The 22,947-nt window shown below is 61.2% G+C and carries 17 protein-coding genes; 11 read left to right on the forward strand and 6 right to left on the reverse strand.

All coding sequences use genetic code 11. The features are described from left to right. Window positions 1-71: 71 nt before the first annotated feature. The gene (locus J3P92_RS11545) at window positions 72-302 is read right to left on the reverse strand and encodes a hypothetical protein (RefSeq protein ID WP_420766557.1); all 231 of its coding nucleotides are present in this window, start codon (window positions 300-302) and stop codon (window positions 72-74) included. A gap of 185 nt (window positions 303-487) precedes the next feature. Here J3P92_RS11545 and J3P92_RS11550 point away from each other — a divergent pair, with 185 nt between their 5' ends. Next, entirely contained in the window at window positions 488-1,045 is a 558-nt protein-coding gene (locus J3P92_RS11550) for an NADPH-dependent FMN reductase (RefSeq protein ID WP_420766556.1), read from the forward strand. 149 nt (window positions 1,046-1,194) lie between these two features. Here the strand turns inward: J3P92_RS11550 and J3P92_RS11555 are convergent, their stop codons facing one another. Further along, window positions 1,195-2,145 (reverse strand): DUF1853 family protein, encoded by a 951-nt coding sequence (locus J3P92_RS11555; RefSeq protein ID WP_420766555.1) that lies wholly within the window; start codon window positions 2,143-2,145, stop codon window positions 1,195-1,197. Between the two features lie 105 nt (window positions 2,146-2,250). Here J3P92_RS11555 and J3P92_RS11560 point away from each other — a divergent pair, with 105 nt between their 5' ends. The 8 genes from J3P92_RS11560 (at window position 2,251) to J3P92_RS11595 (ending at window position 12,614) form a co-directional block, all read left to right on the forward strand. Continuing rightward, the gene (locus tag J3P92_RS11560; RefSeq protein ID WP_003180647.1) at window positions 2,251-3,141 is read left to right on the forward strand and encodes an NAD(+) kinase; all 891 of its coding nucleotides are present in this window, start codon (window positions 2,251-2,253) and stop codon (window positions 3,139-3,141) included. Then, window positions 3,138-4,112 carry a metallophosphoesterase gene (locus tag J3P92_RS11565; RefSeq protein ID WP_420766633.1) on the forward strand — a complete coding sequence of 325 codons (975 nt, stop codon included), beginning with the start codon at window positions 3,138-3,140 and terminating at the stop codon, window positions 4,110-4,112. Before J3P92_RS11560 ends, J3P92_RS11565 begins: the two co-directional genes overlap by 4 nt. After that, window positions 4,109-4,981, forward strand: a complete 873-nt coding sequence (locus J3P92_RS11570) for a rhomboid family intramembrane serine protease (RefSeq protein ID WP_434563737.1) — start codon at window positions 4,109-4,111, stop codon at window positions 4,979-4,981. Before J3P92_RS11565 ends, J3P92_RS11570 begins: the two co-directional genes overlap by 4 nt. A 45-nt stretch (window positions 4,982-5,026) precedes the next feature. Next, window positions 5,027-5,287: a YeaC family protein gene (locus tag J3P92_RS11575; protein WP_420766553.1), complete on the forward strand. Its 261-nt coding sequence runs from the start codon at window positions 5,027-5,029 to the stop codon at window positions 5,285-5,287. After that, window positions 5,284-6,114, forward strand: a complete 831-nt coding sequence (locus tag J3P92_RS11580) for a DUF2797 domain-containing protein (protein ID WP_434563739.1) — start codon at window positions 5,284-5,286, stop codon at window positions 6,112-6,114. The genes J3P92_RS11575 and J3P92_RS11580 overlap by 4 nt, the downstream gene beginning before the upstream one ends. Window positions 6,115-6,127: 13 nt before the next feature. Then, the gene (gene pepN, locus J3P92_RS11585; protein ID WP_434650841.1) at window positions 6,128-8,785 is read left to right on the forward strand and encodes an aminopeptidase N; all 2,658 of its coding nucleotides are present in this window, start codon (window positions 6,128-6,130) and stop codon (window positions 8,783-8,785) included. A 357-nt stretch (window positions 8,786-9,142) separates the two neighbouring features. Then, window positions 9,143-10,195, forward strand: coding sequence for a WD40/YVTN/BNR-like repeat-containing protein (locus J3P92_RS11590; RefSeq protein ID WP_420766550.1), 1,053 nt, complete (start codon window positions 9,143-9,145; stop codon window positions 10,193-10,195). Window positions 10,196-10,238: 43 nt separating this feature from the next. After that, complete coding sequence (locus J3P92_RS11595; protein ID WP_434563745.1) at window positions 10,239-12,614, forward strand: efflux RND transporter permease subunit; 2,376 nt, start codon at window positions 10,239-10,241, stop codon at window positions 12,612-12,614. A 147-nt stretch (window positions 12,615-12,761) separates the two neighbouring features. Here the strand turns inward: J3P92_RS11595 and J3P92_RS11600 are convergent, their stop codons facing one another. The 4 genes from J3P92_RS11600 to J3P92_RS11615 all read right to left on the reverse strand — a co-directional run bounded on the left by J3P92_RS11600 (window position 12,762) and on the right by J3P92_RS11615 (window position 20,226). Further along, on the reverse strand, window positions 12,762-17,048 hold the full coding sequence (locus J3P92_RS11600) for a dermonecrotic toxin domain-containing protein (protein ID WP_434650843.1): 4,287 nt from the start codon (window positions 17,046-17,048) through the stop codon (window positions 12,762-12,764). A gap of 6 nt (window positions 17,049-17,054) precedes the next feature. Beyond that, window positions 17,055-17,447, reverse strand: coding sequence for a hypothetical protein (locus J3P92_RS11605; protein WP_434650845.1), 393 nt, complete (start codon window positions 17,445-17,447; stop codon window positions 17,055-17,057). A gap of 112 nt (window positions 17,448-17,559) precedes the next feature. After that, window positions 17,560-18,285 carry a FadR/GntR family transcriptional regulator gene (locus tag J3P92_RS11610; protein ID WP_434563751.1) on the reverse strand — a complete coding sequence of 242 codons (726 nt, stop codon included), beginning with the start codon at window positions 18,283-18,285 and terminating at the stop codon, window positions 17,560-17,562. A gap of 204 nt (window positions 18,286-18,489) precedes the next feature. After that, window positions 18,490-20,226 carry an IlvD/Edd family dehydratase gene (locus J3P92_RS11615; protein ID WP_420766546.1) on the reverse strand — a complete coding sequence of 579 codons (1,737 nt, stop codon included), beginning with the start codon at window positions 20,224-20,226 and terminating at the stop codon, window positions 18,490-18,492. Window positions 20,227-20,419: 193 nt separating this feature from the next. Between J3P92_RS11615 and J3P92_RS11620 the strand changes: the two genes are divergently transcribed. After that, a complete protein-coding gene (locus tag J3P92_RS11620) occupies window positions 20,420-21,742 on the forward strand; it encodes an MFS transporter (protein WP_420766545.1) in 1,323 nt (440 codons plus the stop codon). Between the two features lie 205 nt (window positions 21,743-21,947). Continuing rightward, window positions 21,948-22,940 (forward strand): AraD1 family protein, encoded by a 993-nt coding sequence (araD1, locus tag J3P92_RS11625; protein ID WP_434650847.1) that lies wholly within the window; start codon window positions 21,948-21,950, stop codon window positions 22,938-22,940. Window positions 22,941-22,947: the final 7 nt, after the last annotated feature.

Raw genomic sequence — 22,947 nt, forward strand, 5'->3', positions numbered from 1 at the left:
TAGGCAGGTAAGCCATTGGGAGGCTGAATCCTAACCCAATTACGGGTGCGACTTCTGCTCAAGAAACCGGGTTACAGCGCTATTTGCGGTTCGGGTTCGCGGATCAGTTCGATGCCGGACTGCACCAGGAGAAATTTCTCCTCATCCAACTTGCTGACTCGATCGCCAATGGCCAGCTTATAGGTGATGACATCCTTGCCAATGCCGTCCTGGGACGGGTCTGATTCTTGGAATTCATGCACAGAATAGACGCGTCCTTCAGCGTCCCGCGCATGAAACTGTCCGACAAGTACTGTTGCCATTGCTTAGAACCTCTGGAAATAGATCACTCGATTTGCGGTTCTGTAGACCTTTGCCGAGCGCGGTAAGTTTTCCTACAAGAAAAAAATAGTCCGTGCGGCAGGTTTTCGACGCTCCATTGGTCCAATTGTCGTGCCGATCATCTATAACTACAGGCTTCCTATGAGCCGACAATCGAGAACCTCTGATGAGTAATGTCTACAACGTTGCCGTTTTGGTGGGCAGCCTGCGCAAGGCGTCGATCAACCGCAAGATTGCGCTGGCGTTGGCGGAGCTGGCGCCAACCAACCTCAAGCTGAATATCGTCGAGATAGGCGAACTGCCGCTGTACAACGAAGACATTGACGTGACACCGCCCCAAGCCTACGCCAGGTTTCGCGAGCAAGTAGGCGCCGCCGACGCGTTGCTGTTCGTAACCCCGGAATACAACCGCTCGGTGCCGGCCCCTCTGAAAAACGCCATCGACGTTGGCTCGCGCCCTTACGGCCAGAGTTGCCTGAGTGGCAAGCCAGGCGCGGTGATCAGCGCTTCACCCGGTGCGATGGGTGGTTTCGGCGCCAACCATCATCTGCGCCAATCCCTGGTGTTTCTCGATGTGCCCTGCATGCAACAACCGGAAGCCTACCTGAGTGGCGCGGGGACCGCGTTCGACGAAGCGGGCAACCTCTCGGATTCGGTCAGGCCGTTTTTGCAGAAGTTTATCGATAGCTATAGCAAGTGGGTCGAGCAGCACAAGAAGCTTTGATCTGTGTTGACGGTGCCGGCGTTGGTTGTGCGGTTGTCCCTTAGATGGCGTCGGCCTCAATCGCGAGCAAGCTCGCTCCCACAGGAAATTGCATTCCAGATGTGGGAGCGAGCCTGCTCGCGATGGTGCCCAGAAGGGCATCTCAAAGCTTAGCCGTTGCCCGGCACATCCGGCCAAAGATCCGCCACCAGGAACGCCCGCTCGGCTTCTTCCCATTCGCCCTCGGCATTTTCCGTCAGGCGCACCATCAGTTGTGCCGGCGCCATGGGGTCGAGTGCGGTTCGCCAGGCGTCCAGTTGCGCGGCAGTCCAGACCTGGTCCGGCGGATAATGGGCCGGGGCCAGCCAGGCGGCGCGGGGCAGGGGCTGCCAGCGGCCCGGAGGCCGTTGGCCGATGAACCCAGGCCAATCGCGTTGATGCAGCCAACGGCCGCGCAAATGCCTGGGGTGCGCGCCGCTCGGTGGTTCGGCCTCGCCGGGCCAGGGGTAGAGCAGATAACCGCCGAGCCATAGGTGTGGGCGAAACGATTCGATGCCCAGCGCAGCCAGGGCTTGACGACTTTCCGGGCGGGCTGAAATCGGCAGTTGGTGCTCGCGCAGGTGCGCCAGCTTGCGGTCGAGACGGTCATGGCAGCCGGGGCCGAGCCATTGCGCAGTATCGTGGCCGTTGCCCTGTTGCGGGCCCAGGTACAGCTTGATCGCCAGTTCCAAGTGGTGCACACCTTCGCCATCGCGCAGCAGCAGGTCCAGTTCCCCCAGCGTATGGCCTTCGCGACGGATCGGCAGGTTCGCCGCGATCAGTTCGATGCCCGGCGCGTGTTGCACGGCAAACTGCCACAGCCTTTCGTAATACAGGCCCAGGCGCCGCGTCCGACCTTGGGACAGGCATTGCAGCAGCGGGTAGCTGTCGCGGTCCAGTTGGCGAAGCCAATGCTCCAATCGATGGGGTTGCTGCACCCAGTCGCTGCCCGCCAGCGGGTGACGCTGGGGCCAAGGGGTGTCGATGAGCATCGGTGGGGCGACGATCACCCACGCCAGATCCCGCACTTCGGGATGGCGCAGGCGGCGGGGCAGGTCCAGCAACTCAGGGAACAGGATCATCTTGCGAGCATAGCCGTTGCGCTGGAGGCTTAAAGAATTTTGTCTACGGAGCGCTTTCGCCCATAATCGTATTTTTCGCCCGTCGCAGACCCTCGCAGGAGCCTCATGGAGCAATTTCGCAATATCGGCATCATCGGTCGCCTGGGCAGTTCACAGGTGCTGGACACCGTTCGCCGTCTCAAACGCTTCCTCCTGGAGCGGCACCTGCATGTGATCCTCGAAGACACCATCGCCGAAGTGCTGCCGGGCCACGGTCTGCAGACATCGTCGCGCAAGATGCTCGGCGAAGTCTGCGACATGGTCATCGTCGTCGGCGGCGACGGCAGCCTGCTGGGCGCCGCCCGGGCCTTGGCACGGCACAACATTCCGGTACTGGGCATCAACCGTGGCAGCCTTGGCTTCCTTACCGATATCCGCCCGGACGAGCTGGAAATCAAGGTTGCCGAGGTACTGGACGGCCATTATCTGGTGGAGAACCGCTTCCTGCTGCAAGCCGAGGTCCGTCGTCACGCCGAGGCCATCGGCCAAGGCGATGCCCTCAACGACGTGGTGCTGCACCCCGGCAAGTCCACCCGCATGATCGAATTCGAGCTGTACATCGATGGCCAGTTCGTCTGCAGCCAGAAGGCCGACGGCCTGATCGTCGCGACGCCCACCGGTTCCACCGCCTATGCGCTGTCGGCGGGCGGGCCGATCATGCATCCCAAGCTCGACGCTATTGTGATTGTGCCCATGTACCCCCATACCTTGTCTGGGCGACCCATCGTGGTCGATGGCAACAGTGAACTGAAAATCGTCGTGTCCAAGGATATGCAGATCTACCCGCAAGTATCATGCGACGGCCAGAACCATTTCACCTGCGCGCCAGGTGACACCATCACCGTCAGCAAAAAGGCCCAGAAGCTGCGCCTGATCCACCCGTTGGATCACAACTACTACGAAGTCTGCCGGACCAAGCTCGGCTGGGGCAGTCGTCTGGGGGGTGGAGGCGACTGATGCTCGATCCCGCGCGCAGTTACGACCTGATCGGCGACGTGCACGGATGCGCCTTGACCCTGGAACACCTGCTTGACCGGCTCGGTTACCACAAGCAGGGCGGGGTCTGGCGGCATCCGTCGCGCATGGCTGTGTTCCTCGGAGATATCATCGACCGTGGCCCGCGTATTCGCGAGGCGCTGCACATCGTCCACGACATGGTGCAGGCCGGCCAGGCGCTGTGCATCATGGGCAACCACGAATTCAATGCGCTGGGTTGGAGCACCCCGGCACTGCCGGGCAGCGGCCAGCGCTACGTGCGTGAGCACACGCCGCGCCATGCCCGCCTGCTCAACGAGACGCTGAGCCAGTTCGAGCAGCACCCTGGCGAGTGGCGCGATTTCCTCAAATGGTTCTATGAGCTGCCGTTGTTTGTCGATGCCGGCCGTTTCCGGGTCGTGCACGCTTGCTGGGATGCCGGCCTCATCGAACCCTTGCGTGGTCTGTTTCCGAATGGCTGCGTCGACGAGCATTTTCTCCAGGCGTCGGCCGAATCCGGCAGTTTCGCCTGTACGGTCTTCGACCGCCTGCTGCGGGGCACCGACATGCGCCTGCCCCATGGCATGACCCTGACGGGTGGCGATGGCCTGACGCGGGCATTCTTCCGCACCAAGTTCTGGGAAGACAACCCGCAGACCTACGGCGACATCGTGTTCCAGCCTGATGCATTGCCAGAACCTGTGGCCCGCACGCCATTGTCCCCGGATGAAAAAAACAACCTGCTGCGTTATGGCGTCGATCAGCCGATGTTGTTCGTCGGCCATTATTGGCGCAGCGGCAAGCCTGCGCCGATCCGCTCGAACCTGGCGTGCCTGGACTACAGCGCGGTGCTCTATGGCAAGCTCGTTGCGTATCGCCTCGACCAGGAAACCCGCCTGGATCCGCACAAGTTCGTCTGGGTCGATGTCGAGCGACCGGAGGTGGTGCAATGAGCGTCGTCGCGGTCCTGCGCCTGCCCCTGGCGGTAGACCTCAGCGGTTTCGTCAAACTGCTGCAACGCATGCAGGTCCCCCATCGCGTCAGTGAAGAGGCGGGTGAGCAGGTGCTCTGGGTGCCGAACGAGATCAGTGAAGACGTGCGCTCGTTGTATGCGCGATTCCCTGCTGGCGATCCCGAGCAGCAGCTGGAACTGCCGGACAAGGGCAGCACTTCCCGGCGAACCGGGTTCGTGCAACAGCTGACCCGCAGTCCGGTGACGGCCCTGGTATTGCTGCTGAGCCTGATCGTCAGCGCCGTGACGCTGCTGGGGGACAATCTTGAAACCTTGCGCTGGCTGACCTTCCTCCAGTTTCGCATCGTCGGCGAGTACATCCAGTTCACACCGCTGGCCGATAGCCTGGCGGCGGGGCAGTGGTGGCGCCTGGTGACGCCGATGCTGATTCACTTCGGCTTCCTGCACATCGCCATGAATGGCATGTGGTATTGGGAGCTGGGGCGGCGGATCGAAGCGCGCCAGGGCGGCATCAACCTGTTGGGGCTGACGCTGCTGTTCAGCCTTGTCTCCAATTTCGCCCAGTACTTTTTCAGTGGCCCGACGCTGTTCGGCGGGTTGTCGGGAGTGTTGTACGGCCTGCTGGGGCATTGCTGGATCTACCAACTGCTCGCACCGAACCCGGCCTATCATTTGCCCCGAGGGGTGCTGGTGATGATGCTGGTGTGGTTGCTGCTGTGCCTGTCCGGGCTGGTTTCGCTGATCGGTTTCGGCGAGATCGCCAACGCGGCCCATGTCGGTGGGCTACTCGTCGGCTGCTTCACCGGGCTGTTGGGCGGGCTGTTCGCTCGCCGTAAAATGTCTCTTTGACAGGCGCCTGTGTCTTTTGAAAATGCGCGATTGCGCGGAGAATCCATGTCTTCCTTCAACGAAATGATCCAGAACATAACCCCCGACATCTACCGCAGCCTGAAGTTGGCCGTGGAGATCGGTAAATGGGCCGATGGCAACAAGCTCACCGCCGAGCAGCGCGAGCTGTCGCTGCAGGCGATGATCGCCTGGGAAATCCAGAACCTGCCCGAGGAAGAGCGCACCGGCTACATGGGCCCGCAGGAATGCCAGTCCAAAGCCATCGAAGTGCCCAATATCCTGTTCAAGTCGGATGCCATCCATTGATCGAGATTGGCCGCGGTGCAATCAGCAAGATGTCGGCGCGCCTTGACGGGCCGACTGTTCAATATGCCTTTCGCCTGGGTGACGTCGAGGTGCCGGTCAATCCGTTGATCGGCAGCACGATTCGCCTGCAATACCTTGGTGCGATCCACTGCACCCATTGCGGACGCCGGACCAAGACCAGTTTCAGCCAGGGTTATTGCTACCCTTGCATGACCAAGCTGGCCCAGTGCGACCTGTGCATCATGAGCCCCGAGCGCTGCCATTTCGACGCGGGCACCTGCCGCGACCCAGCGTGGGGCGAGCAGTTCTGCATGACCGATCACGTGGTCTACCTCGCCAATTCGTCGGGCGTGAAAGTCGGCATCACCCGCGCCACGCAGTTGCCGACCCGCTGGCTCGACCAGGGTGCGAGCCAGGCGCTGCCGATCCTGCGGGTCGCCACCCGCCAGCAGTCGGGGTTCGTCGAGGACCTGTTCCGCAGCCAGGTGGCGGACAAGACCAACTGGCGCGCCTTGCTCAAGGGCGACGCGGCGGCGGTGGACTTGCCCGCCATCCGCGATTCCCTCTTCGAAAGCTGCGCCCCGGGCTTGCAGGGCCTTCAGGAACGATTCGGCTTGCAGGCGATCCAGACCATAGCGGACGTCGAACCCATCGAGATCCGTTACCCGGTGGAGCAATACCCGGCCAAGATCGTCAGCTTCAACCTGGACAAGGACCCGATCGCCGAGGGCACGCTGTTGGGAATCAAGGGCCAATACCTGATTTTCGACACCGGCGTGATCAATATTCGTAAATACACGGCTTACCAGCTCGCCGTGCATCAGTAGAAGGATTCGACCCATGCGCACCGAACAACCGAAGATGATCTACCTCAAGGACTATCAGGCCCCCGAGTACCTGATCGACGAAACACACCTGACCTTCGAGTTGTTCGAGGACCACAGCCTGGTCCATGCGCAACTGGTGATGCGCCGCAACCCCGAGCGCGGTGCCGGACTGCCGCCGCTGGTGCTCGATGGCCAGCAGTTGGAATTGCTATCGATCAAGCTCGACGACGCCGACCTGGGGCAGGGCGACTACCAGCTCGATGACAGCCACCTGACCTTGCAGCCCAAGGCCCAGGCGTTCACGGTCGATACCACTGTGCGGATCCATCCGCAAACCAATACAGCGCTGGAAGGCCTCTATAAATCCGGCAGTATGTTTTGCACCCAGTGCGAGGCCGAGGGGTTCCGCAAGATCACTTACTACCTCGACCGCCCTGATGTGATGAGCAAGTTCACCACCACGGTGGTGGCCGAGCAGCACAGCTATCCGGTGCTGCTGTCCAACGGCAACCCGATTGCCAGCGGCCCCGGCGAAGACGGTCGGCACTGGGCGACCTGGGAAGATCCGTTCAAAAAACCCGCCTACCTGTTTGCACTGGTGGCCGGTGACCTGTGGTGCGTCGAAGACACGTTCACCACCATGACCGACCGCACCGTGGCGCTGCGCATCTACGTCGAGCCAGAAAACATCGACAAATGCCAGCACGCCATGACCAGCTTGAAGAAGTCGATGCGCTGGGACGAAGAGGTGTACGGTCGCGAATACGACCTCGACATTTTCATGATTGTCGCGGTCAACGACTTCAACATGGGCGCCATGGAAAACAAGGGCCTCAATATCTTCAACTCCAGCGCCGTGCTGGCCCGTGCCGAAACCGCCACCGACGCCGCGCACCAGCGGGTCGAGGCGATCGTTGCCCACGAATATTTCCATAACTGGTCGGGCAACCGCGTGACCTGCCGCGACTGGTTCCAGTTGTCGCTCAAGGAAGGCTTCACGGTGTTCCGCGACGCCGGCTTCTCGGCGGACATGAACTCGGCCACCGTCAAGCGTATCCAGGACGTGGCGTACCTGCGTACCCACCAGTTTGCCGAGGACGCGGGGCCAATGGCCCACCCGGTGCGCCCGGACAGCTTCATCGAGATCTCCAACTTCTATACCCTGACCGTGTACGAAAAGGGCTCGGAAGTGGTCGGCATGATCCACACCCTGCTGGGGGCCGAAGGCTTCCGCAAGGGCAGCGACCTGTATTTCGAGCGTCACGACGGCCAGGCCGTAACCTGCGACGATTTCATCAAGGCCATGGAAGATGCCAACGGTGTCGACCTGAGCCAGTTCAAGCGCTGGTATAGCCAGGCCGGTACCCCACGGCTGGTGGTGAGCGAGTCCTACGACGCAGCGGCCAAGACCTACAGCCTGACCTTCCGCCAGAGCTGCCCGCCAACCCCGGACAAAGCGGAAAAGCTGCCGTTCGTGATTCCCGTCGAGTTGGGCCTGTTGGACAGCCAGGGCGGTGAAATGCCCCTACGCCTGAACGGCGAAGCGGCGGCCAGCGGCACGACCCGAGTGATCTCGGTGACCGAAGCCGAGCAGACCTTCACCTTCGTCGATATCGCCGAGAAGCCTCTGCCTTCGTTGCTGCGCGGTTTCTCCGCACCGGTGAAACTGAGCTTCCCATACGACCGCGACCAACTGATGTTCCTGATGCAGCACGACAGCGATGGCTTCAACCGCTGGGATGCCGGCCAGCAGTTGTCGGTGCAGGTGTTGCAGGAACTGATCGGCCAGCACCAGCGGGGCGAGAGCCTGGTGCTGGATCCACGGCTGGTCAGCGCATTGCGCACCGTGCTGTCGGATGAATCGCTGGATCAGGCGATGGTCGCGGAAATGCTCTCGCTGCCAAGCGAAGCCTACCTGACCGAAATCAGCGAAATCGCCGACGTCGAGGCGATCCACGTCGCCCGCGAGTTTGCCCGCCGGCAGTTGGCGCAGGACCTGTTCGAAGCCTTATGGCTGCGCTATGAGGCCAATCGCGACCTGTCCCGGCGCACGCCTTACGTGGCCGAGGCTGAACACTTCGCCCGTCGCGCGTTGCAGAACATTGCGCTGTCGTACCTGATGCTGACCGACAAACCGCAAGTGTTGAGCGCGACGCTCGATCAGTTCGACACTGCCGACAACATGACCGAGCGCCTCACGGCGCTGGCGGTGCTGGTCAACTCTCCGTTCGAAACCGAGAAGGCTCGCGCCCTGGAAGTGTTCGCGGAAAACTTCAAGGGCAACCCACTGGTCATGGACCAATGGTTCAGCGTACAGGCGGGCAGCCCGTTGCCGGGTGGCCTGGCGCGGGTCAAGGCGCTGATGGAGCACCCTGCGTTCAACATCAAGAATCCGAACAAGGTGCGGGCGTTGATCGGCGCGTTCGCCGGGCAGAACCTGATCAACTTCCACGCCGCCGACGGTTCGGGCTACCGCTTCCTGGCGGATCTGGTCATCCAGCTCAACGGTTTCAACCCGCAGATCGCCTCGCGGCAACTGGCGCCGCTGACCCGGTGGCGCAAATACGACAGTGCCCGCCAGGCACTGATGAAGGCCGAGCTGGAGCGCATCCTGGCGTCTGGCGGGTTGTCGGCCGATGTGTTTGAAGTGGTGAGCAAGAGCCTGGCTTGACCAGGCTTCGCGCTGCCTTTTGTGGCGAGGGAGCTTGCTCCCGCTGGCCTGCAAAGCAGGCCTGCCCTTGATTCGTTTCGCCACTGAAGGCGCGTGAACCAGGAAAAGGGAGTCCGCCGGCCTCCAGCGGGAGCAAGCTCCCTCGCCACAGTCATCATTCTCACGAATATCTTCTGATTCACCCCTTCCCGTTATCCCCATGGTTAACAAAAGATAACGTGGCGTCGATTGTCAGACCTTTCGAAAGCCCGATAGGATAGGTTCCGCTTGCGAGTGGCTCTAGATTGCAGGTTTCAGGGCTATGCTCCAAGCCTGGCAACGTACCAAGCCATAACAATAATAATGGGGGAAAGGTCTATGAATGAGCCTGTCATGGCTGTGGGCCGCTGCCGGCCGCCGATGCTGCGCCGTGTGGCGTTGCTGGCCTCGGCGCTCTCACTGCTGGGCTCCGCCGTCTTGTCGGCACCCGTGCTGGCGGTGGCCGCATCGACATCCGATGTCATCTATTCCGTCGAGTCGGCCAAGGCCAGCAAGACCCTGATGCTTGATGTGGTCCAGGCCGGCCAGCGACTGGTGGCGGTCGGTGACCGTGGCCACATCGTCTATTCCGATGACCAGGGTAAATCCTGGACCCAGGCCAAGGTTCCGACCCGCCAGCTGCTCACTGCGGTGTTCTTCGTGGATGACAAGCATGGCTGGGCCGTAGGACACGACGCGCAGATCCTCGCCAGCGTCGACGGCGGCACCACCTGGACCAAGCAATTCGAAGACCTGCCTCGCGAGGCGCCCTTGCTGGACGTCTGGTTCCAGGACCCCAGCCATGGGTTCGCCGTGGGTGCCTACGGTGCGCTGTACGAGACCAACGATGGCGGCAAGCACTGGGAAGACGCCAGCGACCGCCTCGACAATGAAGATCAATACCACCTCAATGCTGTTACCGCCGTGAAAGATACAGGGCTGTTCATCGTCGGCGAGGCCGGCAGCATGTTCCGTTCCTCCGATTGGGGGCAGACCTGGGAAAAAATCCAAGGCCCTTATGAAGGCTCGCTGTTTGGCGTCGTTGGCACAGCCCAGCCTTCGACCCTGTTGGCCTACGGCCTTCGCGGCAATCTTTATCGTTCCACCGATTTTGGCACGACCTGGGAGCAGGTCGAGCTCAAGGCCGCCCGTGGCGCGCTGGAGTTCGGCTTGTCGGGCGCAACGCTGTTGCCGGACGGCTCGATCGTCATCGTCGGCAACGGTGGCAGCGTGATCCGCAGCACCGACGATGGCGTGACGTTCAGCGTGTTCAACCGTCCGGATCGAATTTCCGTGGCGGCCGTCACGTCGGCGGGCAACGGTAACCTGATCCTGGCGGGACAGGGCGGTGTTCGGGCCACCACGTCCACTGGCGCCGAATTGAGCAAATGAGCCGGACCTGTCAGACGGGCACAATAACAACAAGGCGGACCCCATGAGCAGTCATCACCAAGACAAGGCGACGTTTCTCGAACGCCTGATTTTCAACAACCGCCCGGCAGTGATCGTCATTTGCCTGCTGGTCAGCATCTTCCTTTTCTGGCAAGCGACGCTGATCCGGCCCTCCACCAGTTTCGAAAAAATGATCCCCCTCGAGCATCCTTTCATCGAAAAGATGCTCGAACACCGCAACGATCTGGCGAACCTCGGCAACACGGTGCGGATCTCCGTTGAAGCCACTGACGGCGACATTTTCTCCAAGGAATACATGGAGACCCTGCGCCAGATCCACGATGAAGTGTTCTATATCTCCGGCGTTGACCGCTCCGGGCTCAAGTCGCTGTGGAGCCCGAGCGTGCGCTGGACCGAGGTGACGGAGGAGGGCTTCGCCGGCGGTGAGGTGATTCCCCAGAGCTACGATGGCTCGGCGGACAGCCTCGACTTGTTGCGCAACAACGTGCTCAAGTCCGGCCAGGTCGGGCGCCTGGTGGCGAACGACTTCAAATCGAGCATCATCGATATCCCGCTGCTGGAGTCCTACCCGGACCCGCAAGACCAAGGCAAGTTGCTCGCCCTGGATTACCGCAAGTTTTCCCATGAGCTTGAAGACAAGATCCGCAACAAGTTCGAAGCCCAGAACCCCAATGTGCAGATCCATATCGTCGGTTTCGCCAAGAAGGTCGGCGACCTGATCGACGGCCTGGTCATGGTGGTGATGTTCTTTGGCGTGGCCTTCGTGATTACGTTGATCCTCCTGTACTGGTTCACGAACTGCATGCGCAGCACCGTGGCGGTGTTGAGCACCACATTGGTGGCGGTGGTCTGGCAGTTGGGGCTGATGCACGCGGCGGGCTTTGGCCTTGACCCCTATTCGATGCTGGTGCCGTTCCTGATCTTTGCCATCGGCATTTCCCATGGCGTACAGAAAATCAACGGCATCGCCTTGCAGTCCAGCGAAGCGGACAACGCGCTGACGGCTGCCCGGCGTACCTTCCGCCAGTTGTTCCTGCCGGGGATGATCGCGATCCTGGCCGATGCCGTCGGCTTCATTACCTTGTTGATCATCGACATCGGCGTGATTCGCGAACTGGCCATCGGCGCCTCCATCGGTGTGGCGGTGATCGTGTTCACCAACCTGATCCTGTTACCGGTGGCGATTTCCTATGTAGGCATCAGCAAGCGGGCCGTCGAGCGCAGCAAGAAAGACGCGACCCGCGAGCATCCGTTCTGGCGCCTGCTGTCGAAGTTCGCCAGTGCCAAGGTCGCGCCGGTGTCGATTGCCTTGGCGGTACTCGCTTTCGGCGGCGGCCTCTGGTACAGCCAGAACCTGAAGATCGGCGATCTGGACCAGGGCGCACCCGAGCTGCGACCGGATTCGCGCTACAACCAAGACAACAATTTCATCATCAGTAACTATTCCACCAGTTCCGATGTGCTGGTGGTGATGGTCAAGACCAAGGCCGAAGGCTGCTCGCGCTATGAAGCCATGGCGCCGATCGACGAGCTGATGTGGAAGATGCAGAACACCGAGGGCGTGCAATCGGCAATTTCCCTGGTGACCGTGTCCAAGCAAATGATCAAGGGCATGAACGAGGGCAACCTGAAATGGGAAACCCTGTCCCGTAACCCCGATGTGCTCAACAGCTCCATTGCCCGGGCCGATGGCCTGTACAACAACAGCTGTTCCCTGGCGCCGGTGCTGGTGTTCCTCAACGACCACAAGGCCGAGACCCTGGACCGCGCGGTGAAGGCGGTGCAGGACTTCGCCAAGGAGAACAACCGCGATGGCCTGGAATTCATCCTGGCCGCCGGTAACGCCGGCATCGAGGCCGCCACCAACGAAGTGATCAAGGAATCGGAACTGATCATCCTCATCCTGGTTTATATCTGCGTCGCGACGATGTGCATGATCACCTTCCGCTCCTGGGCGGCGACGCTGTGCATCGTCCTGCCGCTGGTGCTGACGTCGGTGTTGGGCAACGCGTTGATGGCCTTCATGGGGATTGGCGTGAAGGTCGCGACCCTGCCGGTGGTGGCCTTGGGTGTAGGGATCGGCGTGGACTACGGCATTTACATCTACAGTCGCCTGGAGAGTTTCCTGCGGGCCGGCCTGCCGTTGCAGGAAGCGTATTACCAGACGCTGAAGTCCACCGGCAAAGCGGTGCTGTTCACCGGGCTGTGCCTGGCGATCGGGGTGTGCACGTGGATCTTCTCGGCCATCAAGTTCCAGGCTGACATGGGCTTGATGCTCACGTTCATGCTGCTGTGGAACATGTTCGGCGCGTTGTGGCTGCTGCCGGCCTTGGCGCGCTTTCTGATCAAGCCGGAAAAACTGGCGGGGCAGAAGGGCAATTCGCTGTTTGCCCATTGACCGATGGCAGTACCTTCAGCACAGCCCAGGTGGCGAACTGATATAGGAGCGAGCTTGCAAGCGATAGCGGTGTGACAGTCAATGAAGGTGTTGAATGTCCATCCGCCAGCGCGAGCAAGCCCGCTCCCAGGCTTTCATGTACCTCGATCACGGCGCCAACGGTAGAAACCTGCTTTGCGCCAGTGACCGGCCTATCTGGCCACGATGCACGTTTACAACCGCATATGGGCTGTCGGCCTTGGCAAGCAGCGAATGATAGTGTTCGTGGCGTTGTTCCTTGGTCTTGAGGTGGGCGACGGTGTAGTCAGCTTTCGGCGAATCCACCGTTTCATAGTGAAAATGCCCATACCAGAGCGGGAAACCCTTGCGGTCGTTGACCGCGTATTCCTGGAGGAAGTCCTTGCGGGTGCCCTTCAAGGGCTGGCGCTTGCCGAGCAGCGCGACTTGAATCAGGTTTTTATCGAACAAGTAGCGAAGGTTGCCGTCGGTGGGCGGCAGGTGCAGGCTCAGTTCGGTGCGCAAGGCACTGCCTTTGCTGCCCAGGCTTGAAATCGCATCCGACAATTGCTTGCCCAGCGCCTGGTCCGCCGCTGTGCGAGGTGTTTTCGAGGCTGTGAAGGCGCGGTCCAGTTCATCGGCGAGCACACGGAAGCGACTGGCTTCGTTGCTCATGATTTCTTCGATCTCCTGGGGATGTCGGCAGCGCTTTTTGTAGTCATCGGCGCGGCGCAGGCGTTCCGCCAACTGTCCCAGCAGGGCCTGTGCATCGGCCTTGATTGCTTTGATGGAGCGCGTTCGGGGGGCGGGCCGTGGTCGACGCACTTCGACGACATCCCAAACATCGTCGTGTTGCGAATACATGGAAAGCACCTCGTCATTGGCTTGCGAGCGCAGCTCCACGACTTCGATCGGCAAGGTGGTACCCGCAGGCTTCAGGTCGCCAATCAGCACGCCGTTCTTTCGCGTCTTGATCACCTTCTTCTGAGGACGGCCGGAGGGCGACTTAGGCCGTTTGGACGGGCGCTTGCGAGGTGTTGGCTCGGGTTTGACTTCGGCGGCGAGCTTGCTGGAGGCGTCTTGGTACAGGCTGTCGACCAGTGAGATCAGCTTGTCGAAGGACGCTTCGTTGATGTCGTCGATATAGAGCGTCTTCATGCCGAGCAAGGCATCCAGCGTCTTGGCGTATCGCTCGGTCAGGCTTTCCAACACTTCCAGATGCTCAAGCTCAGGCAGGTCGTACATGCCCAGTTCCGAGTGCGAGCGCACCTGTTCTCCCAAAGGCTGGAGGATACGAAACAAGCTGTCGGGCAGGTCGCTCTCCGGGTGCTTGATCGACAGCAACGGCAATGTCGCCAGTTGCAGGGCCTTGGAGCCCAAGGCATTTCGCTCGTCCAATGGACGGTCTTTGACCAGACGCTCGTAGACCTGGGCGCCTGCGCTGTCCAGGTTCAACAGTCTGTCCAGGTACTCATCCTTGAGTTCCAGCCAGTAGATGGCCCGCTCATTGATCTCGACGGTCTGATCGAGGAATTTCAGATAGTCCCTCATGTTGGAAGTGACGGCCGTAAACACCAATTCTTCCCCATAGTTCGGGTTGGCTGCATTGAGGGCGCGTTGCTCCATATCAGTGACCAATACCGCCCTGCGGGCATTGATGACCACATTTTCCATCAGCGCACGGATTTCCTTGGCGGGAATATCGATACCCAACCTGGCATGTTCCGGCGCCCTGTCGAGCATCGTCAGGTAAATGTCGACCTGTTCTTTGTTCAGGTCATAGAACACTTTGCGCCTGGGGCCCCGCTGGTTTTCGGTTTTGGTGCTGTCATTTTCTACTCTGTTGAGTATCTGTTGAGCGACGTCCAGCTCCGTTTGCAACTTATCAATGCGCTTCATCATCGCATTTGTCTCTTCGATCAAGGTGATGGTTCTTTTAACGTTCAGTTGCCGTTGCTCGGCAATGCGTTTAGGCGGCATGCCCCCCCTGAGGCGCAGGCCCAGGTCAATGGACCAGTTGCCTTGGTCAACCGTTTGCAGCGCCGGGCCCATTCTGAGCCGGTCGAGCGGGTCGACGATCCTGGTGCTGCCGTCCGCTTCCGGGCTGATTCGATACAAGTTTTCGTTCACCAACGCGTGCCATTTGTTACCGATCACATAGAGACCTTTGAAGGGACCGTAGTGGATCGGTTCGGGGAGAGACTCGGGGCGGGGTACTTGCATGCGTGCCAGTTGGGTGCGTTGCTGCGACGTCAGGCGATGACGGGCGCCGGTGAAACTGAAATCGAGAATGCGGTCGAGGGCGCCGGAATGCGCGTCGGGCAGGGAAACGGATCCTTCCAGGATGGCCGGCACCGGCGGCGCCGGCCATTGTTCGGCCATGGCACGTGGAGCAGGGGGCTGCATGGCCTGTTCCTTGACCGTTTCGGCGATGGGCACGCGTGGTGGCACCGGGCTGGCGTGCAACTGGCTGGTCAGCATGGCGAGGTTGACCAGAAAATCGACGGCAGCCAGCTCCCGTGTCACAGGGTCTTCGCTGATCAGGGCGGGTATGTCGCGACTGGCGCTGGCCATCAAGCTCCATAACCAGACCGCGGACATGGCCGGGCCGCGCAACAACGGGAACAGCAACGTGTTGAACAACAGGCTGCCGCCTTCCAGCAATGCCGCCCAGCGGCTTTCGCTGTTCGAGACGGAGTTTCGGTCGGCCTGTGTGATCAAAGCCTGTGCGTTGCAGCCATACAGGTACTGGAGCAGTTCGCCTCGGTGCAGGTACTGCAGCAACTCGTCATTAATGCCATCGGTGGCAAGCGTGGCCGGGACGGGTTTTTCGGGGGCGCTGAATTCGTCGCCCTGGAAAAAACGCACGATGTGCGGCTCCGTAAAGCCACCGTTGGCATACACCGAGCGCGCCGCGTCGGACATCCAGGTCAGGACGCTGGTTTGCAGGTCGCCCGTAGTGGCGATGGCCTGTTGCAGCGCCAGGCGGGTGGGAAACTCCATCAGCGAGGGCACGTACAGCGGACGGTACAACAGATGCGGGCCGGTGCTGGCGTCCTGTGCTTCGACGATAAACATGTTGCTCGCGATGTCGGGCTGGGCCTGGGGTTTGCGCAGAAAGGCCAGGTGACGCATGACAACGGGCTGCCCGTCGACTTGTCGACCCTCGGTGTCGGGTTGGAAAACCGCTTCGATGAGGCGCAGCCCGTGGCGGGTCATGCCGTTTTTTTCGGTGAGCACCTGCCGCAGCGCTTCGAGCGGTAACTGCGCCGGGACCTGTTCGGCAAATATCTTTTGCAGCTCACGGGCTTGGGACGAGTCGCCCAACAGCTCTTGTTGCAGGTAGCGAGGATAGGTCGTGCCGATGTCGACTTGCTCGATCAGCCCGTTCTTGCGGGTGAGGAAATCTGTTGTCAGCCAGGCCGGCAATGACAGGCCCTGCCGGTGGGCGAGTTGCAAATGGCCGCTGGGACGGGCGACAAGATTGTCGATGGCCAGGCGGGTAAGGCTCATCGTCCTGCGTTCGCTGATACCGGCGGTTCCGGGATATCCCGCGGACACTGTGAAGATCAGCTCGATGTCATCGGGTTGGTACTGGCTGGGGTCGGCCTTGTCCGGGCTGATGTCGTTGGTTTTGTTCATTTGCGTGAGCAGCGCCTCGGCGGCAAAGGCCTTGATGTCGCTGGGGTGGCTTCGGCCTTGAATCCGACTCCTGATACTCGCCAGCGCCAGGCTGTACCGCTGGAATCGGCCGCAATCGGCCAGGGATGCATTTTTCAACCAATCGGGGAGTAGCGGCGCGAGTCGAGCCGATGTCTCAGGCGTCAGCCTTGGTGCATCGCGCAGGCATCGCGTCGGGTCGCTCAAGTCGCTGTACAGCGCACTGAGGTTCGCCAGGCCGATTTTTGACGGCAGTTGCACGGCCTTCAGCTCGGTGAGTTGTTGCTCCAGGATCAGCGCGGCCTGGGTGTCGAAAACGTCGCCGTCGAGCTCGTAGCGTTGGCAAGTGATCGTGTCGACCACATAGCGATTGGCGATCTGTTCGCGCCAATGGCGATTGAAGGCGTCTAGCGATTCGAAAGGTCGGATGGCGGCGCCCGGGCTGCATAGCAAGAGCGTAAGCCCGTACTCGGTGTAATGCATGAGCAGAAGATCGCTGCTCGGCAGCACCGAGGACACGGCGCCTTTGGTCAGCACGCTGTTCAGGCCATACACGTATACCGCGGAGGCATTGCGCTGGAAACGTTGCTCGCGGTCCGGCCACCGGACGATCTGGTCCAGCGCCTCGCAGGCGGGCACCGTCAGGCCCGGTTGCTGAAGCCTGCGGATATGCAACGAGATCCTCAGCGTATCGCCCAGCCAATGCCAGCGGCTGGTGCGGGCAGCCACCTGGGTATGGGAGATGGTTTCGGCATCGCCGTTCCAATAGCGGGTCAATGCTTCTTAGAGCCCGATCGGCACGGTCCAGGGCAGCTCATGCAGCAGTTTCTCGACAACCTTTATGTCGAGCCTGTCGTTGCCTGACCAGAGACGGCTGGGGACCGAGTCGGACAGATAACAGTCCAAATTACCCCGTGAACTGAAATCCACTGGCGTGCCGAGGGCCAGGTAATCGAGCACCAAGGGCATGAAGGGTTGGTAGTTCCAGCCTTGGGCGGCCTCGTCCGGTGTCGCCAGTCGGGTCTTGTCGAGGTCGATGGCCAGCGCGGGGTATTTTTCCCTGAGGGCTTGCCCGAGCACCTGCTGGACAACCTGCTTGAAGGTCGGGCGGGCGGACATCGGGTTGACGGTGTGCGCGGCGGCCGGCGGGCTGCCGGCCGAGGAGAGCGTGTTCATGAGAATTCCTTTTCTGGACGCATGGCCGTCGGGATGACGGCGAGAGTCAAGTGTCGGGATTCTCTTTCCCTGCGTGCGGTATATAGGTACCACCCGCTGGGGATGGCTTGTGTCAGGCCGGGGCGGGATCGCTGCCCAACACCACGTTCAAGGCGCTGCGGGCATCATCCAATTGCACCAGGGTGGCGTGGCGTGCGCCGAGGGCGTCGCGGTTCTCGATGGCGGTGAGGATCGCCTTGTGTCGCGGCATCGCCAGTTCATGCAGGTTGGGCCGCTGGTTGGAGTGCTTGAGCGCTTCGGCAATGGCCACGGACAACATGTTGCAGAGGTTGGCGAGCAGGTCGTTGTGGGTGGCGTCGGCGATGCGGCTGTGGAAATCCAGGTCCGGTTGCAGCAGCGCTTCGGGAGTCGGTGCCGCTTCCATGCGTTGGTAGGCTTCGCTGATGGCGGCAATGTCTTCGTCGGTGGCGAACTGCGCGGCGAGCGCGGCGGCGGCCGGTTCGATGATGCTGCGCACGCTGGTAAGCAGGCCGAAGAATTCATTCTGCGGGCTGCTTTGCATCAGCCAGTGCAGTACGTCCGGGTCGAGCATGTGCCATTCCCGACGGGCCTTGACCACCGTGCCCACTCGCGGCCGTGAATACACCAACCCCTTGGCGACCAACACCCGCGTGGCTTCGCGCAGCACGGGGCGGCTGACGGCGTACTCTTCGCACAGCAACGCTTCGGCGGGCAGTTTGTCGTCGGGCTTGAAGCGGCCGGAAACGATCTGTCTGCCCAGTTCCTGGACGATGCGCGCATGCATGCTTTTGCGGTCGGAGGGTTTACGGTAATCCATGGGACGCGGCGCGATCCTGTGTGCGTGGGGTGCTGCGCATGATAGCAGGCGCGGCGATGACGGGTCGCTAGTGCGATTTCGTTGGGGCAGATACAGGCCCCTTGTGGGAGCGAGCTTGCTCGCGATGGCGTCGGATCAGCCGGATCATTGCTGACTGGCCCACCGTTATCGCGAGCAGGCTTGCTTCCACAGGGAGGGGCGGGGTCAGTGGGAGTGACGCGGCACCTCGGCGCCGCGGCAGCCCACCAGGAAGTCGAAGTCGCAGCCCTGGTCCGCTTGCAGCACATGGTCGATGTACAACTGGCGATAGCCGCCCACCAGCAATTGTTGCGGTGGTGCGAGGTCGGCCAGGCGCGCGGCGAGTTCGGCGTCCGGGATGTCCAGGTGCAAGCGGCCACTGGCGCAATCGAGTTCGATCCAGTCGCCTTCTTTCACGGCGGCCAAAGGTCCGCCAGCCGCGGCCTCCGGCGCCACGTGCAACACCACGGTGCCGTAGGCGGTGCCGCTCATGCGCGCATCGGAAATGCGCACCATGTCTGTCACGCCCTGGGCCAGCAGCTTGGCCGGCAAGCCCATGTTGCCCACTTCAGCCATGCCCGGATAACCCTTCGGCCCGCAGTTTTTCATGACCAGGATCGAGTCGGCATCGACGTCCAGTTCCGGGTCGTTGATCCTGGCCTTGTACTCGTCGAAGTTCTCGAACACCACCGCGCGACCACGATGTTGCATCAGTTGCGCCGTGGCGGCGGATGGCTTGAGCACTGCGCCCAATGGCGCCAGGTTGCCGCGCAGCACGCAGATACCGCCGTCGGCGCGGATCGGGTTGTCGAGGGTGCGGATGACTTCGTCCTGGCCGTAGATCGGCGCGTCCTTGGTGTTTTCACCGAGGCTCTTGCCGTTGACTGTCAGCGCGTTCGGGTGAGGGATCAGGTTGGCTTCACCCAGGCGACGCAGCACGGCGGGCAGGCCGCCGGCATAGTAGAACTCTTCCATCAGGAAGCGCCCGGATGGCTGCAGGTCGACGATCGTCGGCATGCCACGACCGATGCGGGTCCAGTCGTCCAGGTCCAGTTGCACGCCGATGCGTCCGGCGATGGCCTTGAGGTGAATCACCGCGTTGGTCGACCCGCCGATGGCGGCGTTGACGCGGATGGCGTTTTCGAAGGCTTCCTTGGTCAGGATCTTCGACAATCTCAGGTCTTCACGGACCATTTCCACCGCGCGCATGCCGGACATGTGGGCCAGCACATAACGACGGGCGTCCACGGCCGGAATCGCCGCGTTGTGGGGCAGGGAAGTGCCGAGGGCTTCAGCCATGCACGCCATGGTCGAGGCCGTGCCCATGGTGTTGCAGGTGCCGGCCGAGCGGGACATGCCGCCCTCGGCGGCGAGGAAGTCGTCAATGGTGATGGTGCCGGCCTTGACCTGCTCGCTCAACTGCCAAACCACCGTGCCTGATCCGATGTCCTGGCCCTTGTGCTTGCCGTTGAGCATTGGGCCACCGGTGACGACGATGGCCGGCACGTCGCAACTGGCGGCGCCCATCAGCAAGGCCGGGGTGGTCTTGTCGCAACCGGTGAGCAGCACCACGCCATCGATCGGGTTGCCGCGAATCGCCTCTTCCACGTCCATGCTCGCCAGGTTGCGGGTCAGCATGGCGGTCGGGCGCAGGTTCGATTCGCCGTTGGAGAACACCGGGAATTCCACCGGGAAACCCCCAGCCTCGATCACGCCGCGTTTGACGTGCTCGGCGATCTGGCGGAAGTGCGCATTGCACGGCGTCAGCTCCGACCAGGTGTTGCAGATGCCGATGATCGGCTTGCCGTGGAACTGATGGTCGGCGATGCCCTGATTTTTCATCCAGCTGCGGTACATGAAGCCGTTCTTGTCGGCAGTGCCAAACCATTGGGCCGAGCGCAGGGAGGGTTTCTTATCAGACATGATCGATTCTCTTATTGTATGACTATATTGTTCGAGCTGAAGCGTAACATAAGCGCAATTTGCGCGGTTTGGAAGTGTTGTTGAGTAAATAGTATTACTATATAGTTCGATTCAACGGAGGGGTTGTCCTGGCGTTCGTTCGCGAGAGAAATCCCCCAAGGTTCTATAACAACAACAATCGGAGACCGGCCCCATGAGCCAGGAATTGCGGCTTATTCGTCGCATCACTCTCAAACTGATTCCCTTCCTGATCCTGCTGTACTTGATCGCCTACGTGGACCGCTCTGCGGTGGGCTTCGCCAAGTTGCACATGGGTGCCGACATCGGCATCGGCGACGCCGCCTATGGCCTGGGCGCAGGACTTTTCTTCATCGGTTATTTCCTGCTGGAAATCCCCAGCAACCTGATGCTCGAACGCTTCGGTGCTCGGCGCTGGTTCGCCCGGATCATGATCACCTGGGGCGCCATCACCATTGGCATGGCGTTTGTACAAGGGCCTCACAGTTTCTACGTGATGCGCTTTTTACTGGGTGCGGCCGAAGCCGGGTTCTTCCCGGGCGTGCTGTACTACATCACCCAATGGTTCCCGGTGCGCCATCGTGGCAAGATCCTCGGGCTGTTCATTCTTTCCCAACCCATCGCGATGATGATCACCGGCCCTGTGTCCGGTGGCTTGCTGGGCATGGATGGCATCCTTGGCCTGCATGGCTGGCAGTGGCTGTTCATCGTCATCGGCCTGCCGGCGGTGCTGTTGACCTGGCCCGTGCTGCGCTATCTGCCAGATGGCCCGCAACAAGTGAAGTGGATGGACCAGGCTGAGAAGGACTGGCTGACCGGCGAGCTGCAAAAAGACCTCGAGCAATACGGCCAGACGCGCCACGGCAATCCACTGCATGCGCTGAAAGACAAGCGAGTCTTGCTGCTGGCGCTGTTCTACCTGCCAGTGACCTTGAGCATCTACGGCCTGGGCTTGTGGTTGCCGACACTGATCAAGCAGTTCGGCGGCAGTGACCTGGTGACCGGTTTTGTGTCCTCCGTACCGTATATCTTCGGCATCATCGGCCTGTTGATCATTCCCCGCAGTTCCGATCGCTTGAATGATCGCTACGGTCACCTGGCCGTGCTGTATGTACTGGGCGCCATCGGCCTGTTCCTCAGTGCCTGGCTGTCGGTACCGGTGTTGCAACTGGCCGCGCTGTGCCTGGTGGCATTCGCGCTGTTCTCTTGCACAGCGGTGTTCTGGACCTTGCCAGGACGTTTCTTCGCTGGCGCCAGCGCGGCGGCGGGCATTGCGTTGATCAACTCGGTGGGCAACCTGGGTGGCTACATCGGGCCGTTCGTGATCGGTGCGCTGAAGGAGTACACCGGCAACCTGGCTTCGGGGCTTTATTTCCTGTCGTGCGTGATGGTGTTCGGCCTGGTGCTGACCGGCGTGGTCTATCGCCTGCTGGAGCGCAAGCATGTGCTGCCGGCGGATCAGTTCGCGGCGAGCGCCCGGGGGGCGACGCGTAGCTGAACTTATTGCAATTGTGAACGAGAGCTTTTGTGGCGAGGGAGCTTGCTCCCGCTCGACTGCGCAGCAGTCGCAAAAACATACGCTGTGTTTGCCTAAATGAACTCGGCGCCAGAAGTTGGGGGTGCTTTGCCCCCCAGCGGGAGCAAGCTCCCTCGCCACAAAGCCTGCTTCGCCTATTCATGTTTTGTTTACAGGGAGAAAACCCATGCGTTTAGTTCAGTTCGAATTGAGTAACGGCGAGCGCCGCGTCGGTGTGGTCGAGGGCGATCAGGTACGTGAAGTGCAGGGCGCCGCCACTGTGCGGGAGCTGGCGCTGGCCGCGATCGAGGCGGGCGTGAAGCTTGAGCAGCAGGTCAACGGCTTGGGCCTGGGGGCGAGCCATGACTACGCGCAACTGCTGGGCGAACTGCGTATTCTGCCGCCGCTGGACCACCCGGACCCGGCGCACTTGCTGGTCAGCGGTACCGGTCTGACCCACCTGGGCAGCGCTTCGGTCCGGGACAAGATGCACCAACAGGCCGGCGACGAAGCCGCGATGACCGACACCATGCGCATCTTCAAATGGGGCGTCGAGGGCGGCAAACCACAGGCCGGGCAGGCCGGCGTGCAGCCGGAATGGTTCTACAAGGGCGACGGCAGCATCGTGGTCCGCCCGGGCCATCCGTTCCCGTTGCCACCGTTTGCCGAAGACGCCGGCGAAGAGCCGGAGATCAGCGGCCTGTACGTCATTGGACACGATGGCAAGCCGTATCGACTGGGCTTCGCGGTGGGCAACGAATTTTCCGATCACGTCATGGAGCGCAAGAATTATCTCTACCTGGCCCATTCGAAACTGCGCAGTTGCAGCTTTGGCCCGGAACTTCGCGTGGGCGAATTGCCTCAACATCTGTCCGGGACCAGTCGTATCCTGCGCAACGGCGAAGTGTTGTGGCAGAACGAATTCCTCAGCGGCGAGGCGAACATGTGCCATAGCCTCGAAAACCTGGAATTCCACCACTTCAAGTACAGTCAGTTCCTGCGCCCGGGGGACGTTCACGTTCACTTCTTCGGCACCGCGACGCTGTCGTTCGCCGACGGCATCCGCACCCAGCCGGGGGACGTGTTCGAAATCAGCCAGGCCGAGTTCGGCGCGCCGCTGGTCAACGGCATTGCCCCGGTAGACGCGGTATTCAATCCGGGTACTATCGGCACACTTTAAGAGGAGA

It is taken from the genome of Pseudomonas sp. D3-27, from assembly GCF_051132165.1.
Taxonomy (GTDB): Bacteria; Pseudomonadota; Gammaproteobacteria; order Pseudomonadales; family Pseudomonadaceae; genus Aquipseudomonas.

Excerpts from the sequence above, each read along its gene's own strand:
- J3P92_RS11545 (WP_420766557.1), bottom strand. The coding sequence starts at position 302 with ATGGCAACAGTACTTGTCGGACAGTTTCATGCGCGGGACGCTGAAGGA.
- J3P92_RS11550 (WP_420766556.1), top strand. The coding sequence starts at position 488 with ATGAGTAATGTCTACAACGTTGCCGTTTTGGTGGGCAGCCTGCGCAAG.
- J3P92_RS11555 (WP_420766555.1), bottom strand. The coding sequence starts at position 2,145 with ATGATCCTGTTCCCTGAGTTGCTGGACCTGCCCCGCCGCCTGCGCCAT.
- J3P92_RS11560 (WP_003180647.1), top strand. The coding sequence starts at position 2,251 with ATGGAGCAATTTCGCAATATCGGCATCATCGGTCGCCTGGGCAGTTCA.
- J3P92_RS11570 (WP_434563737.1), top strand. The coding sequence starts at position 4,109 with ATGAGCGTCGTCGCGGTCCTGCGCCTGCCCCTGGCGGTAGACCTCAGC.
- J3P92_RS11575 (WP_420766553.1), top strand. The coding sequence starts at position 5,027 with ATGTCTTCCTTCAACGAAATGATCCAGAACATAACCCCCGACATCTAC.
- pepN (WP_434650841.1), top strand. The coding sequence starts at position 6,128 with ATGCGCACCGAACAACCGAAGATGATCTACCTCAAGGACTATCAGGCC.
- J3P92_RS11590 (WP_420766550.1), top strand. The coding sequence starts at position 9,143 with ATGAATGAGCCTGTCATGGCTGTGGGCCGCTGCCGGCCGCCGATGCTG.
- J3P92_RS11595 (WP_434563745.1), top strand. The coding sequence starts at position 10,239 with ATGAGCAGTCATCACCAAGACAAGGCGACGTTTCTCGAACGCCTGATT.
- J3P92_RS11605 (WP_434650845.1), bottom strand. The coding sequence starts at position 17,447 with ATGAACACGCTCTCCTCGGCCGGCAGCCCGCCGGCCGCCGCGCACACC.
- J3P92_RS11610 (WP_434563751.1), bottom strand. The coding sequence starts at position 18,285 with ATGGATTACCGTAAACCCTCCGACCGCAAAAGCATGCATGCGCGCATC.
- J3P92_RS11615 (WP_420766546.1), bottom strand. The coding sequence starts at position 20,226 with ATGTCTGATAAGAAACCCTCCCTGCGCTCGGCCCAATGGTTTGGCACT.
- J3P92_RS11620 (WP_420766545.1), top strand. The coding sequence starts at position 20,420 with ATGAGCCAGGAATTGCGGCTTATTCGTCGCATCACTCTCAAACTGATT.
- araD1 (WP_434650847.1), top strand. The coding sequence starts at position 21,948 with ATGCGTTTAGTTCAGTTCGAATTGAGTAACGGCGAGCGCCGCGTCGGT.